Source organism: Staphylococcus sp. URHA0057, assembly GCF_000620265.1.
Classification (GTDB): Bacteria; Bacillota; Bacilli; order Staphylococcales; family Staphylococcaceae; genus Staphylococcus; species Staphylococcus pasteuri.
The window spans coordinates 157,723-171,347 of sequence record NZ_JHVS01000007.1 but is presented as its reverse complement, the minus strand read 5'-3'; the positions used below and the strand labels follow the sequence as shown (position 1 = coordinate 171,347).

The window sequence follows — 13,625 nt, the reverse complement described above, 5'->3', positions numbered from 1 at the left end:
TAATTAGTGTCCCCTTTTATCAATTTATATATAGTGCTATATTCTATTATTTTAAAAAATGATTCTAAAAAAATCTGAACGTTCTTTATTTATAGAATCGTTCAGATAATAAAAAATCTATTTACGCTTTAATTTTCGTGATAGTTTAATTTTAGCTTTTGTTAATTTTGGTTTAACTTGTTCAATAAGTTGGTAAAGTGGTTGATTTAAAACATAATCAAATTCACCAATTTTTTCACTTAAGTAAGTTCCCCATACTTTTTTAAATGTCCATAATCCATAATGGTCTGAATCTTTGTCTGGATTATTATCAGTTCCACCAAAATCATATGTTTTAGCTCCGTGATCACGAGCATATTTCATCATAGTATATTGCATATGATGATTAGGTAAGAAATCTCGGAAGTCATTAGATGAAGCGCCATATAAGTAATAAGATTTACTACCTGCAAACATTAATAATGCACCTGATAAATAAATACCTTCTGGATGTTCTTTTTCAAGTCTTAATAAATCATCTTTTAAATCTTGAGATTTTTTAATTTTATTATTAGCATCATTGATTTTATTTAGTGTTTTTTTATCTTGCTTTTTATTTTGAAGTTTTTCAATTTCATTTTCTAATTCTTTAATTTCTGAATTCACTGTTTCAAGCACTGGTTTTGGTTCTAATTTAACTAAGAACAATTCTGCATCGCCATCTTCATGTAATGCATCATATATATTTTCAAAGTAACTAATATCTCTAGTTAAGAATCCATCTCGTTCTCCTGTAATTTGCATTAAATGTGCGAATGTTTTTAATCCTTCTCTACCAGCTCTTTCAACTTTCGTACCTCTTTTTAATGCTAATCTCACTTTAGAGCGATTTCGTCTTTCAAAACTTTGAATAATGTCTTCATCAGATTTATCAATTGGTGTGATCATTGTCATTCTTGGTTGAATATAATCTTTAGATAAACCTTCTTTAAATCCTTTATGCTTAAATCCTAAATTACGTAAATTTTTCAATGCTTCAGCACCGTGTTCTACTTCAACGTCTGGATCTATTTTAATTGCGTAAGCTTTTTCTTCTTTAGCTACTTTTTTCGCTTCTTCTAATAATTGTGATAATGCTTCTTTATTATCGTAATCAGTTACAAATCCTCTAGATACATAACATAATGTAAATGGTAGTTTCGGAATTTTTTTGAATAATAATTGTCCAACGCCCTTAATTTCACCATTTTCACCTATCGCAATTCTTCTTGAATACCATCCAGTCAATTTCTTTGTTTCTGCCCATTTCGTAAGTTGCAGTAAATCGCCATTTGGATGAGATTTTACAAATGCGTCATGTTCTTGATTAGTGATATTCATCTTTTCCATGGTTTATAATATCTCCTTTTTATTAACAATAACTATAATTATACAACGTCTATCTATGAGTGTCGATAAAACACATAAATGAATCTACAACAACATTAAAAACATGTTCTTTAATTCCTATAAGTTATTTTATTTCAGCTAAATAATTTTTAAAGCAGTTTTAAAATTGGTATAATAAAACACTAAAATTCTTACGAAAGAGGTGTTCAAATTGCGTCCAACGCTATTAATTTTATTTATCATCTTAAACGCTCTTATCATTGTCATTAGTTTGAATAATGATTTAACAGTCCAATATTTTAGCTTAAGAGTCATACTGGCTGCATTTAGTTTCGTTTTATCATTGTTCTTTTTACTTATTAGAACAACTCAATTTAGCATGTATTTAAGTATTGCTTCGATTATTATTGTAGTTGTCCATATCGCCATTATCATACAAAGTGCTTATACTTATCTATATTAATTATTAGGTTCAAAACGATATTTTGCACCTCTTATATATATTGAATATGGTGATGTTGCCTCAGCGTCTTTAAACACGACAGTGTGATAACCAGATTCTTTACCATCTTCAATTCTAAAGTACATTTGATCTTCCTTTAAAATTAAATCAGTGTATTTATCAGTTTCATTTACAACTTGCATATCAAACCAATTTTGCCAGTTTTGTACTGTCTTTTCTCGTTGACTAGTAGTAACTATTATCATCTCTATAGAGAATTGGGTTTGATATAAAGGTTCTAACTGTGCATATCGATTAGCTTCACCTTGATCCCATTGTATGAAAAATGGTGGTTTAACCATATAACTAGGATCAGCAATATATAAAAGTCGCCAAGTTATTTTTTCACCTTTTTTAGTTTCTCTCTCCATATTTACTGGACCAATAACTTCTATATTACGTTCTTCCAGTGTTTGCTTAATAGCGTCTATATTATTTGTTCTTAGACAAATGGTTTTGAATCCTTGTTTAAAATGATCTTGAGCTATTTTAGTAGCAAATGATACTCTTCCCTCTTCAGTTTTAGCTAATTTCTGCAATTTTTCTTGATCTTCTACATCTAAAAATTCTATGTAATTTCCATTTATATACGATAACTTATTAAATGTTCCAAATTTATTGTGTTTTCCACCTGAATGCAACGTGATAAGGTTACCTGGAAACTTAAATTGCTCTAATTGATCAATATAATGAATGATATGATCAAATTTCAAATCCATCTTTTTGTCCCCTTTTTATTCATTTCTCAGTTCTTATTTTAACAAAATACGAAGTATTATACTTCTAAAAACTTACTTTAAATTGGTATTGAAAAATATTGCTTTTAGTTTTATAATGAATCTTGCGTTTCAAAAAGGTTAGCTAAGCTAACTAAATTATAAATTTTGAGGTGTGCTCATGATTAACAACAAATTTTTCAATAGTTTTATTAGTATTTATCGACCTTATATTAAATTAACTCAGCCTATATTAGAACGACATAATATTCATACTGGCCAATGGCTCGTTTTAAAAGATATTGCGCAATTTCAACCAACGACCTTAGTTAATATATCTTATCGTCGTGCTATAGAAAAACCGACTGCTAGAAAATTTATTAAAGTTTTACTCGAAAGAGAATTAATTTCTTATACTACTGGAAATGATAAACGACAAAAATGGTTAAGTTTAACTGAAGAAGGTCGACAATTTTTTGAAACTATCAATAAAGAGGTAAATGAAATACAGGATGAAATTATTGAAAAATCTGGTATAAATGAGCAACAACTGACAGAAATTACTAATTCAATGTCAATTATTTATGAAACAATACTAAAGGAGAGTCAAGAATGAGTGAAACTTCATCTATTAAAGCACCTATCTTTACTAAACGCTTCAATCTTAATTTCATCATAAATTTTTTCGTGTACTTATGTATGTATTTATTGATTGTAGTCATCGCAGGCTATAGTAAATCTGAATATCATGCATCTGATAGTTTAGCTGGACTAGTCGTGGGGTTATTTATTGTGGGATCATTAATTGGTCGTTTTGGAACGGGTAAATATGTAAATACATTTGGTCCTAAAAAGATTTTAATGTTTGGTCTTTTCTGTCTTGTGATAACTCAAGCATTGTATTTTATTCCTGGTAATATTTATTTCTTAATGTTTGTACGTTTAATCAACGGTATTGCAACTGCAATTGCTACAACAGCAACTGGTACTATCGCAGCTTATGTCACACCACAAACACGTAAAAGTGAAGGCATTAGCTTATTTTCACTAAGTTTAGTTTTAGGTACAGCTGTTGGTCCTTTCTTTGGTATTTTGTTACTGAATGCATTTTCTATCACCTTACTATTTACGTTATGTATTGTGTTAGGCATTTTAGGACTTATCTTATCCTTATTTATTAATATTGATTTTAATCCTACGAATAAAGAACAAAATTCCACAAGTTCAAATGGCTTTAGTATTCATAATTTCATCGCTAAAGAAGCTGTACCAGTTGCAATTGTTATGTTATTAGTTGGTATTACTTATGCAGCGATATTAACGTACTTACAAGCTTTTGCTGAGCAACGTGATTTAGTCAGTGCGGCTAGTTACTTCTTTATTTTCTACGCAGTGGCTTCTTTAGTTACACGCCCTATTGCCGGTCGTTTAATGGATAGTAAAAATGAAAATGTAGTCGTTTACCCTTCATTTATTGCTCTTATACTAAGTTTCATTTGTTTAATGTTTAGTTTTAATAGTGGATTATTATTACTTTCTGGTGTATTACTAGGTATTGGTTACGGTAACCTTTCTTCATCAATGCAAGCTATTTCAATTAAAGTATCACCTTCATTTAAGTATGGCTTAGCTACATCAACTTACTTTATCGGATTAGATGTTGGTATTGGCTTCGGTCCTTCATTCTTAGGTTTATTTACACATATGATTTCATATAGTCAAATTTATGGAGCAATGGCTATTTTAGGCATTCTAACTACAATTGTATATTTCTTTGTTCATGGTAAAAAAGTTAAAAACACATATTCATATGAATAGTAGTTACTACAAATAAATTAAAAAGCTAGAGACATCACATTAAAGATGATGTCTCTAGCTTTTATTTTATATATTTAGTTTGCAATACTAATTGCTTCGATTTCGTTTATCATTTTATCCATTAATTTCTTTTGCTTTGCGTTAAAGAAGTAGTAAACTTGTCGCTCATCTGTTTCTGAACGTAATTTTGAAATAAGTTCTTTTTTATAAATCTTACGGATAATCACATCAATTTTACTTGTGTCCCATAACATTTCAAAATGTAACGTATCTCTTAATTCTTTACCACTAATCTTCTCACCTTCAAAGACTTTGTATAAAACGACAAATTCTTCAATTGAAGTGCGATAAGATGTTTTTAACCAGTGCTTAAGTTGACTTAGTTCTCTTTCAGATGCAATAAACCCTTGTACTTTATTATTCATATTAAAATGCCTCCTATGTTGATTCTTAGATGTTATGTTTGTATTGTACAATTAAATTGCTTAACTTTATTATATAACATAGTAAGCATTTTATCTATTACAAATATTAAATTTAAGTCTAAATTTTGTTTAGAAATTCAACATTTTAAAGTACATGTTTAATAGTGAAAAGTATATAAAAGTTATTGTATTGAAATGACGAGACACATATAATCTATAAAAGATTTTATGATTGTATAAATATGACTCTATTTTTCTACTTATTTAAATTAAAATTTAATACTATCCACCAATATAATTCATATTAATCTTATTACGTTTTCTATTTTTTACTGTTTGTTCTGTTCGTTCATCTGAATATCGATCATCTCTAATGTGCCAAAGTGCTTTAAATTGCTCTAATAATTCCTCATCTGTTGCACCAGAGCGCATAAAGTTCTTAACATCAAATCCTTCTACATCTGCAAATAAACATCCGTAAAATTTACCATCTGAGGATAAACGGGCTCTCGTACATGTTGAACAAAATGATTGAGATACACTAGTTATAAGTCCAAACTTCACTTGATTATCTTTGTGACGATAGTATTTAGCTACCTCTCCAAAATATTTAGGTTCTACAGGCTCAACTTCAAAATGTTGTTCAACCATATTTAACATTTCATCTTTACTCACTACTTTGCTAAAGTCCCAGCCATTGTCATTACCGACATCCATAAATTCAATAAATCTTATTTCAATAGCTTTATCTTTAAAATATTCAATCATAGGTATGATTTGATCATCATTCACGCCTTTTTGAATAACGACATTCACTTTAACTTGTAAACCAATCGAAATCGCATAATCAATCTGTTCTAATATTGTAGAAGCTTTAATATTTCTATTATTAATTGCTTGAAAGACTTCATCGTCAATAGCATCTAAACTCACGTTAATACGTCTAAGGCCTGCATTATATAAATTTTGACCATGTTTTTTTAAAAGTAATCCATTAGTAGTCATACCTATATCTTCAATGCCTTCTATTTGATTCAGTTGCTCAATGAGTTGGTAAAGATTTCTTCTTAATAATGGTTCCCCACCTGTTATTCTTATCTTTTTAACTCCTAAATGAGCATACAATCTAGCAATTCTGACCATTTCATCAAAAGACAATAATTCATCTTTAGGTAAAAAGACAAAATCATCGCCAAATATTTCTTTTGGCATGCAATAATCACATCTGAAATTACATCTATCTGTGACTGATAATCTTAAGTCTCTTATCGGGCGACCAAGTTTATCTTTAATTTGCTCCACCATAATGGACCCTCCTTATTGATCTAACTGTTGTTTTAAAGTGTCCAAATCTTGTTGAGAGTTGATATTATAATACCAATATGACGGTGCATCGATGTCTTCTACATTAATCCAATCTACATTCATTTCTTCATACAGTTTCTTAAAACTATAATCATCAGAATTCAAAATTTGTTCAATTACATTTTTCGTTTTAGGACTATAAAAACCAATCGTCGGAATCATATATCCATTTGACTTAACCGTTGCTATATCTATTTGATCTTCAATAAGATGAGACATCATAAATTGATATAGTTGATTTATGGCTTTTTCGTTTATCATCGGAGTATCAACTGACACTACGAAAAACAATTCTTCATCCGGGTATTGTTCCATCACTGACAATATGCCTGCTAGCGGTCCTTTTCCTTTATAATTGTCTTTATCTACAACTATATTTTGATATTTAAATTCATTTTTAAGTTGACTATTCGTACTAATAATAATGTCATTAAACATATTTGTTGATTTAAGTACATTCACTATTCGCTGATAAAACATTTGTCCGTCAACTGAAGCAAATGCTTTGGGACGCCCAAATCGACTTGATTGGCCTCCAGCGAGTATAATTGCTTTCATTTATTTATCCTCCACTCACTGGTGGAATGAGTGCTACAGTATCACCAGGTTCAATCTTATCAGTTAATTTAACGAATTCTTCATTAACTGCAATTTGAAATTGCTTATGTTCCATTTCTGGATAATGTTCAACAATCATCACTTTAAACGCTTCTACAGTTAAAGGATCTGAAACATCTATTGTTTCTGACTGTTGATTAGCTATATCTTTTAATTCTGCAAAGTAAAGTACTTCCAATTTATTTCCTCCCATTAGCTTCATCATAGTCGCCTTTTTGATGGCCTTGCCATTCAGCACCATCTTCCCATATCTCTTTTTTCCATATTGGTACTATTTCTTTAATTCGTTCTATGGCATATTCATTCGCACGATATGCATTTTTACGATGAGGAGACGATACTACAATTAAGACAGCTATATCTGATATCTCAAGAGGACCAATTCTGTGTACTATAGTTGTTATAGTACCTGGCCATTTTTGTTCTATTTCTTGACCTATTTGAGCCATTTTCTTTTCAGCCATTGGAATATAAGCTTCATATTCTAAATACTCAGTTTTTACTCCTTTAGTCCATTCACGAACATGTCCAGTGAACGTCACCATTGCACCTTGATGTTCGTTTAGTGTAAATGCACGATATGGCTCTATTTGAATTGGTTCTTTAACGATTTCAAATTGTTTCATTACACTCAATCCTTATGTGTCACTTTATTTATTAACCATTCATCAAATAATTGATAAGCATTAGGTTCATTTAATTTTATCTTATAACATACATTGTTTAAATGATTTAGCTTTTGCAATTGTGATTCACTGTTATAAACTATGATTTTTTCATATTTTTCATCCTTAAAACCTTCAACTAAAATGATGTCATAATCAATTGTAACAGAGTCTTTAATAATCTTTGAAAGGCTTTGTTCATTAATTCTAGTTACAGTCTGTCTATATTCATGCCCTTGTATAATGCTTTGGTCCGCACCTGATTCAAAGTGTTTCATATGATCCACATGTTGTCCTTGTAACTCAATATCCGAACCAGTATGCCCATGATGTTTTATTGTCGCAACTTTTAACTCTATAGATTTTAATTTATTAACTGCATGCATCATGAGTGTTGTTTTTCCAGAATTTTTAAATCCGACTATTTGAAGAATCATATATTCAATTCCTCTTCATAAGCAGATGATTCTGTAAGTATAACGTCTACTAGGTGTCCTTTTTTAAACCCTCGTGTTCCTCCTGGCAACATAATCATTGAATTTGAATGAGCAATAGCGACTACTGCACCTGATTTATTAAATCCAGATGGAACAACTGTAGCGCCAGCAGATGTAAATGTAGCTTTAGCACGTATAAATCTAGTAAATGGATTAGCTTTAGTAAAATCTTCCATTAATGTAGCTTTAACAATTTGAGGATAAACTGCATTAGCGTTCATCATTTGATTAATTGCTGGTTTTACAAACAATTCAAATCCTGTGAAACATGCTGAAGGATTACCAGACAAACCAAATAAATATTTATTATTAGCAACTGCAACAGTTGTTACACTTCCAGGTCTCATTGCAACTTTATTAAATAATACTTCTGCATGTAGTGCTTGATAAATTTCAGGTAAGTAGTCAAAATCTCCGACAGATACGCCACCTGTAGTAATAACAATGTCATGTTCATTCATCGCTTTTTTAACGACTTCAATACTACTTTGTAAATCATCTTGCTGAATTTGATAAGTACCTACTTTTAATCCAAATTGTTCAGCTAATGCTTTAATCATCGGACCGTTTGAGTTTCTAATTTTACCAGGTTGAAGCTCATCTTCCACTTCTAGTAACTCACTACCTGTCGCAATAACAGCTATACTTGGTTTCTTCCATACTTCAATATCTGTATAACCATATGTTGCTAATACAGCTATAGCTCCTGGATTGATTTGTTGTCCTGCTTTCAAAACAAGGTCTCCAGTCTGTGTTTCTTCACCTTTCAATGAAACATTTTCATGTTGTTCAAATGTCTTTCTAATTGAAAACGTATCTTCTTGTTGTACAGTTTGTTCAAACATGACAACTGCATCTGTTCCTTCAGGTAATTGTGCACCTGTCATAATTCTTACCGCTTCATGTTCACCAACTTTTTTATCAGACACGGAGCCAGCGCCAATATGATCAATCACTTTAAAATGTACACGATTTTCACCACTTGCTCCTATAGAGTCTTGACTTCTAATCGCAAATCCATCGTATGGTGATTTATTAAATCTTGGTATATCATAAGTAGCTACAATGTCACTTGCTAAAATATGGCCAGTACTTTGATTTAAAGGAACTGAAATTTTGCTAGAATTTATATCTTGTTTTACAACACGTTGAATTGCTTCTTTAACGGGAATTGGACTTCTTTTTTCAAATGTCATATGATCATCTCCAAAATATTTATTTCGTGATATACTTGTATCGATAAGGAGGGTTAATATGTCAGATTTTACACACATTAACCAACAGGGTAATGCGAAAATGGTTGATGTTTCAAATAAAGAAATTACAAAACGAACAGCAATCGCTTATTCCAGCATTATAGTGAACGAAACTATTTATCAACAAATTGTTCAAAATACTAATGCTAAAGGTAACGTATTAAATACTGCACAAATTGCTGGCATCATGGCAGCTAAAAATACTTCTACAATAATACCAATGTGTCATCCGCTTCCATTAACTGGTATAGACGTCGCTTTTGAATGGGATACTTATCAATCTAACCAATACGAATTGCATATAAAAGCAACTGTATCAACAACCGGAAAAACAGGTGTAGAAATGGAAGCACTAACTGCTGCATCGGTAACAGCTTTAACAATATATGATATGACGAAAGCTGTTGATAAAGGAATGACAATAGGACAAACTTATTTAGCTGCTAAATCTGGTGGTAAATCAGGCGATTACAAGCGTCCAGAATAATAAATAAAATAACTGTATACTTAATTGGGATTGAAGCAATGAAACTTTGACTTCAGTCCTCTTTTATATTATTTTGTTAATTCATGAACTAGATGATTTAATTCTGGCTTAATAAGTTTATCCATAGCTAATTTAACTGCACCAGTTGATCCTGGAAGTGAAAATAACAGTTTATCCTGATGTGTACCTGCAATTGCTCTAGATAAAATAGCTCTCGTGCCTACATCTTCTGTATAACTTAAATAACGAAACATTTCTCCAAATCCTTCAATTTCTTTATCTAATAAAGGACGTACAACCTCAATTGTCACATCTCTTTGTGCTATACCTGTCCCACCAGTCGTTATAATGACATCTATATCATTCTGTTTTAACCATGTAGAAAGTTGTTCATGAATATCTTGCTGATTGTCTTTTACAATCTTATAATAGTCATCTTTCACATTAACATTTTCATTTTCTAATAATGTTTGAATAAGTTGTCCACCTTTATCAGTATTATAATCTCTTGTGTCCGATACAGTTAAAATTGCCACTTCAATATCTCTATCCAGTTTAATATGTTGATGCATGATTTCTCCTCCTTAAATGTTTACCCAAATAATTGATTGATTAGTTTAGTAGCTTCGTTAGGACTAGTTAATCCATGTATTAATAATCGACCTCCATTAAATGCTACGATTCTATAACCTTTAAATGAAAATACAATCATATATGGATTTTGTTTATATTGAATATGGTGAGAATTTAAAAATGATATAAGCATTTCCTGGGTAATATCTTTATTAATATATTGCACTGTATCTCTGCCACATAATGTTGCGTACTGACGTTGACTATTATTCAAATAAGGATAAGTAGGTGATTGTCCGCAGGTAGAACATGAGTCATTTTGCATATTTTTAAAACCAATGGCATGATGATATCCTTCCCACACATCACCATATTTTAATTTAATATCGGTATCTTGATGCGTGAGTATTTTCAATGCATCAGTGATTTGAAAACTAGTTGTCATTGTTACAGCCGGTTGTATCACACCTACAGTATCGCAAGTTAAATTAATTGAAGGTAAATGTGGTAATAAGCAATTAAAACATGGTGTCTTTCCTGGAACAAAGGTAGTTTGAGCATAAGTACTTTGTACAACTCCCCCATAAATCCATGGAATTGAATTTTGATAAGCAAAATCATTAATAAGTTGTCTTGTATCAAAATTATCAGTTGCATCAATGATTAAATCAATTCCAGATGTATGTTTATCTAAAAAGTAAGTATCTACATGTGAGACTAATGCATTGATTGTCACATCTTGTCGAATTGATTGCAGATGTTTCTTGGCAGCAATGACTTTAGGCAGCATATCAAGTGCATCTTGCTCAGTAAATAAAGTTTGCCGTTGCAAATTACTATATTCAATATAATCTCTGTCAACAATCGTAAGTTGTTGTATGCCGGCTCTTACTAAGCCTTCTGAAACATGTGTGCCTAAAGCACCCATACCAACAATCATCACATGTTTTTGACTAATACTGCGTTGACCTTCAACACCTATATGTTTATATAACATTTGTCTTGAATATCTATCCTGATTCATTTCCTGATTCATTTTTGAATCTCCCTTGAAATATGTTATCTCTATTATAAATCTTGTGTCTCAAAGTGACAAAACCTCAACATAAAAAGTTCCTATCAAAGTTCTCATTTTTCAATGTTTACTCTGATAGGAACTTATTAAAATTGACTCTCATTAATTTTGATTAATAATTAAAGTTTTATTATGGTTAAGAAATCATAATCATTTCGTCTGCAAGTTCTTTGGCTTCTTCATTCGAATGTGTAACAAATATAATAGGAATTTGCCACTCATTAAAAATCTTTCGAACTAAGGCTATGCTTTCACGTTTAGTCTGATCGTCTAAACTAGAAAATGGTTCATCGAGTAGTATTAAATCTGGTTTTATACTTAAAGCTCTTGCTAAAGCAACACGTTGTGCTTCCCCACCTGATAAGGTGATTGGGTAATGATTCATTAAATGTTTTATATTTAGTGTTTCTAATAAATTATCAATATGCTCCGATGAAGATGTCATAAATGTAATATTCTGTTTCACTGTGAGATGCGGAAACAATTGATAATCTTGAAATAAATAACCAATTTGTCTTTGTTGAATTTTTATATCAATATGCTTTTCAGTTTCGGTTAGTACACGATCATTAATTTGAATCATTCCATCATCTGGTTTTTTTAAACCGGCTATCATATTTAATATAGTCGTTTTGCCTATTCCAGACGGTCCTTGGATTGCATATATTTTGGGAACCTGATCTTCAATGTGAATATGAATTGGACGTTGATTAATTTGATGTGTAATATCAATATTCAACATTTAATCACGCTCCCTAAACTTATCATAATTTAATAAATTGATTGTCATAATAACAACAATAGAGAATGCTACTAGAACTAACACCCACAACCAAGCTTGATTTTCTTTTCCTTCAACAACTAAGAAATAAATTTCTAGTGGTAGAGTATTTGTTTTATTAGGAATATAGCCGGCAACCATTAAAGTTGCTCCGAATTCACCGATAGCTCTAGCGAAACTCATCATAATTCCTGATAATATATAACGTTTAGATAAAGGTAATACTATTCTATAGAAAATCTTTCCTTCACTTGCTCCCATTGTTCTAGCAGTATCCAACATACGTTTATCAATGCTATTAAAACCTTGAATTGTATGTTGATACATCAGTGGAAAACTAACAATAACAGATGCAATAACAGCCCCAGTCAATGTAAATACTACTGGTAAATGCAATATATTACTGAAGAATTTTCCTACAATACCTCGTGGTGAAAATATAATTAATAATATGAACCCCATTACTGTGGGCGGAAGAACAATAGGTAATAATATAAAACTTTCAATGATTTTAACCCATCGTTTCTTACGATGATATAACCATCTTGATACAATAATTCCAAGTACCATTACAATCAATGTACTCAAAGTTGCTACTCGAATCGATAGCCAAAATGCAGTTAAGTCAGGCATTAAAAACAACCCCTATGCTGAGAACTGATAATCTTTGATGATTTGTTTAGCTTTGTCTGATTTTAAGAATTCCATCCATTCTTTAGCTAATTTTTTATCAGAAGTCGCTCCTGCTTCATAAGTAATTGGTTTTGATAATTTTACTTCTTTAATTTCTTTTACTGAATCAATTTTCTTTTTATTTTTATATAAATCTGTTTTATAAACAAATCCTTGTTGTGCGTTACCTTTTTGTACATAGTTTAATACTTGTTTAACGTCTTTTGCGTAAACTACTTTGTCTTTTGTTGCATCCCACAAATTATTTTCTTGTAAGTATTGTTTACCATATTTACCTGCAGGTACTGTTTTGATTTGACCTAAAGCTAATTTTTCATTATCTTTTAAATCTTTAACAGATTTATAATTTTTATCTTTGTCGCCTATAAGTACTAATTTATTTTTGGCATAATTATATGTATCATGCGCTTTCTTTTTATCTTTTAAGATATCAACATCTTTTGTGTTAGCTGACATAATAACGTCTACTGGTGCACCAGATTCAACTTGTTGTCTTAAAGCACCTGAACCACCATAGTTGAAATCAACTTTAGCATCTTTATGATCTTTTTCAAATTCTTTTTTCAATTCTTTACTAACATCTGTTAAACTTGCTGCTGCTGAAATTTGTAATTCTTGTTTCTTATCTTTACTGTCAGATTTTTCACTTTTCTTTCCATTATCCGATGATGAATTCGAACATCCGGCTAGAACCAAAAGTCCCATTAACAAAATCACAAATAAACTTTTAATCTTCACAAAAATTCCTCCTTAAAGTACATTACACTTCGAATTTAATAGATTTAT

Annotated in this window: 18 protein-coding genes; 4 read left to right on the top strand and 14 right to left on the bottom strand. The window is 30.7% G+C overall.

Annotated features, from left to right (window positions below; translation table 11 throughout):
* Nucleotides 1–117 precede the first annotated feature (117 nt).
* Entirely contained in the window at nt 118–1,368 is a 1,251-nt protein-coding gene (locus N524_RS0105210; protein ID WP_017638530.1) for a lipid II:glycine glycyltransferase FemX, read from the bottom strand.
* 211 nt (nt 1,369–1,579) lie between these two features.
* Here N524_RS0105210 and N524_RS0105205 point away from each other — a divergent pair, with 211 nt between their 5' ends.
* On the top strand, nt 1,580–1,831 hold the full coding sequence (locus tag N524_RS0105205) for a hypothetical protein (RefSeq protein ID WP_017638531.1): 252 nt from the start codon (nt 1,580–1,582) through the stop codon (nt 1,829–1,831).
* On the opposite strand, the gene N524_RS0105200 is transcribed toward N524_RS0105205, so the two are convergent.
* The gene (locus tag N524_RS0105200) at nt 1,828–2,589 is read right to left on the bottom strand and encodes a VOC family protein (protein ID WP_029055854.1); all 762 of its coding nucleotides are present in this window, start codon (nt 2,587–2,589) and stop codon (nt 1,828–1,830) included. The two genes, N524_RS0105205 and N524_RS0105200, sit on opposite strands and share 4 nt — an antisense overlap.
* Nucleotides 2,590–2,767: 178 nt before the next feature.
* Here N524_RS0105200 and N524_RS0105195 point away from each other — a divergent pair, with 178 nt between their 5' ends.
* Together N524_RS0105195 and N524_RS0105190 are read left to right on the top strand one after the other, a co-directional pair.
* Nucleotides 2,768–3,202 carry a MarR family winged helix-turn-helix transcriptional regulator gene (locus N524_RS0105195; RefSeq protein ID WP_017638533.1) on the top strand — a complete coding sequence of 145 codons (435 nt, stop codon included), beginning with the start codon at nt 2,768–2,770 and terminating at the stop codon, nt 3,200–3,202.
* A complete protein-coding gene (locus tag N524_RS0105190; RefSeq protein ID WP_017638534.1) occupies nt 3,199–4,404 on the top strand; it encodes an MFS transporter in 1,206 nt (401 codons plus the stop codon). Before N524_RS0105195 ends, N524_RS0105190 begins: the two co-directional genes overlap by 4 nt.
* Before the next feature lie 74 nt (nt 4,405–4,478).
* On the opposite strand, the gene N524_RS0105185 is transcribed toward N524_RS0105190, so the two are convergent.
* The 7 genes from N524_RS0105185 to N524_RS0105155 all read right to left on the bottom strand — a co-directional run bounded on the left by N524_RS0105185 (nt 4,479) and on the right by N524_RS0105155 (nt 9,170).
* Nucleotides 4,479–4,829 carry a SarA family transcriptional regulator gene (locus N524_RS0105185; protein WP_017638535.1) on the bottom strand — a complete coding sequence of 117 codons (351 nt, stop codon included), beginning with the start codon at nt 4,827–4,829 and terminating at the stop codon, nt 4,479–4,481.
* A gap of 282 nt (nt 4,830–5,111) precedes the next feature.
* Nucleotides 5,112–6,134 carry a GTP 3',8-cyclase MoaA gene (moaA, locus tag N524_RS0105180; protein WP_029055853.1) on the bottom strand — a complete coding sequence of 341 codons (1,023 nt, stop codon included), beginning with the start codon at nt 6,132–6,134 and terminating at the stop codon, nt 5,112–5,114.
* 12 nt (nt 6,135–6,146) lie between these two features.
* Nucleotides 6,147–6,752 carry a molybdenum cofactor guanylyltransferase MobA gene (gene mobA / locus N524_RS0105175; protein ID WP_029055852.1) on the bottom strand — a complete coding sequence of 202 codons (606 nt, stop codon included), beginning with the start codon at nt 6,750–6,752 and terminating at the stop codon, nt 6,147–6,149.
* A gap of 4 nt (nt 6,753–6,756) precedes the next feature.
* Nucleotides 6,757–6,990, bottom strand: a complete 234-nt coding sequence (gene moaD, locus N524_RS0105170) for a molybdopterin converting factor subunit 1 (protein ID WP_029055851.1) — start codon at nt 6,988–6,990, stop codon at nt 6,757–6,759.
* Nucleotide 6,991: 1 nt separating this feature from the next.
* Nucleotides 6,992–7,438: a molybdenum cofactor biosynthesis protein MoaE gene (locus N524_RS0105165; RefSeq protein ID WP_017638539.1), complete on the bottom strand. Its 447-nt coding sequence runs from the start codon at nt 7,436–7,438 to the stop codon at nt 6,992–6,994.
* Nucleotides 7,439–7,443: 5 nt separating this feature from the next.
* Nucleotides 7,444–7,914 carry a molybdopterin-guanine dinucleotide biosynthesis protein B gene (mobB, locus tag N524_RS0105160; protein ID WP_029055850.1) on the bottom strand — a complete coding sequence of 157 codons (471 nt, stop codon included), beginning with the start codon at nt 7,912–7,914 and terminating at the stop codon, nt 7,444–7,446.
* Nucleotides 7,911–9,170, bottom strand: a complete 1,260-nt coding sequence (locus N524_RS0105155) for a molybdopterin molybdotransferase MoeA (RefSeq protein ID WP_029055849.1) — start codon at nt 9,168–9,170, stop codon at nt 7,911–7,913. The genes mobB and N524_RS0105155 overlap by 4 nt, the downstream gene beginning before the upstream one ends.
* 58 nt (nt 9,171–9,228) lie before the next feature.
* On the opposite strand from N524_RS0105155, the gene moaC reads away from it, so the two are divergent.
* Complete coding sequence (moaC, locus tag N524_RS0105150) at nt 9,229–9,717, top strand: cyclic pyranopterin monophosphate synthase MoaC (RefSeq protein WP_017638542.1); 489 nt, start codon at nt 9,229–9,231, stop codon at nt 9,715–9,717.
* Between the two features lie 68 nt (nt 9,718–9,785).
* Here moaC and N524_RS0105145 read toward each other — a convergent pair whose 3' ends face one another.
* From N524_RS0105145 to modA, 5 genes are all read right to left on the bottom strand, one after another.
* Entirely contained in the window at nt 9,786–10,289 is a 504-nt protein-coding gene (locus N524_RS0105145) for a MogA/MoaB family molybdenum cofactor biosynthesis protein (protein ID WP_017638543.1), read from the bottom strand.
* A 20-nt stretch (nt 10,290–10,309) separates the two neighbouring features.
* Nucleotides 10,310–11,314 carry a ThiF family adenylyltransferase gene (locus tag N524_RS0105140; protein WP_029055848.1) on the bottom strand — a complete coding sequence of 335 codons (1,005 nt, stop codon included), beginning with the start codon at nt 11,312–11,314 and terminating at the stop codon, nt 10,310–10,312.
* 187 nt (nt 11,315–11,501) lie between these two features.
* A complete protein-coding gene (locus N524_RS0105135; protein WP_017638545.1) occupies nt 11,502–12,107 on the bottom strand; it encodes an ATP-binding cassette domain-containing protein in 606 nt (201 codons plus the stop codon).
* Complete coding sequence (gene modB, locus N524_RS0105130; RefSeq protein ID WP_017638546.1) at nt 12,108–12,779, bottom strand: molybdate ABC transporter permease subunit; 672 nt, start codon at nt 12,777–12,779, stop codon at nt 12,108–12,110. It abuts the gene before it with no gap.
* A gap of 12 nt (nt 12,780–12,791) precedes the next feature.
* Complete coding sequence (gene modA, locus N524_RS0105125; protein ID WP_017638547.1) at nt 12,792–13,577, bottom strand: molybdate ABC transporter substrate-binding protein; 786 nt, start codon at nt 13,575–13,577, stop codon at nt 12,792–12,794.
* Nucleotides 13,578–13,625 lie beyond the last annotated feature (48 nt).

Coding starts and splice junctions, on each gene's coding strand:
- mobA (WP_029055852.1), bottom strand. CDS start 6,752: ATGAAAGCAATTATACTCGCTGGAGGCCAATCAAGTCGATTTGGGCGT.
- N524_RS0105145 (WP_017638543.1), bottom strand. CDS start 10,289: ATGCATCAACATATTAAACTGGATAGAGATATTGAAGTGGCAATTTTA.
- moaA (WP_029055853.1), bottom strand. CDS start 6,134: ATGGTGGAGCAAATTAAAGATAAACTTGGTCGCCCGATAAGAGACTTA.
- N524_RS0105190 (WP_017638534.1), top strand. CDS start 3,199: ATGAGTGAAACTTCATCTATTAAAGCACCTATCTTTACTAAACGCTTC.
- N524_RS0105210 (WP_017638530.1), bottom strand. CDS start 1,368: ATGGAAAAGATGAATATCACTAATCAAGAACATGACGCATTTGTAAAA.
- N524_RS0105185 (WP_017638535.1), bottom strand. CDS start 4,829: ATGAATAATAAAGTACAAGGGTTTATTGCATCTGAAAGAGAACTAAGT.
- N524_RS0105195 (WP_017638533.1), top strand. CDS start 2,768: ATGATTAACAACAAATTTTTCAATAGTTTTATTAGTATTTATCGACCT.
- moaC (WP_017638542.1), top strand. CDS start 9,229: ATGTCAGATTTTACACACATTAACCAACAGGGTAATGCGAAAATGGTT.
- N524_RS0105155 (WP_029055849.1), bottom strand. CDS start 9,170: ATGACATTTGAAAAAAGAAGTCCAATTCCCGTTAAAGAAGCAATTCAA.
- N524_RS0105140 (WP_029055848.1), bottom strand. CDS start 11,314: ATGAATCAGGATAGATATTCAAGACAAATGTTATATAAACATATAGGT.
- mobB (WP_029055850.1), bottom strand. CDS start 7,914: ATGATTCTTCAAATAGTCGGATTTAAAAATTCTGGAAAAACAACACTC.
- modB (WP_017638546.1), bottom strand. CDS start 12,779: ATGCCTGACTTAACTGCATTTTGGCTATCGATTCGAGTAGCAACTTTG.
- N524_RS0105135 (WP_017638545.1), bottom strand. CDS start 12,107: ATGTTGAATATTGATATTACACATCAAATTAATCAACGTCCAATTCAT.
- N524_RS0105200 (WP_029055854.1), bottom strand. CDS start 2,589: ATGGATTTGAAATTTGATCATATCATTCATTATATTGATCAATTAGAG.
- N524_RS0105165 (WP_017638539.1), bottom strand. CDS start 7,438: ATGAAACAATTTGAAATCGTTAAAGAACCAATTCAAATAGAGCCATAT.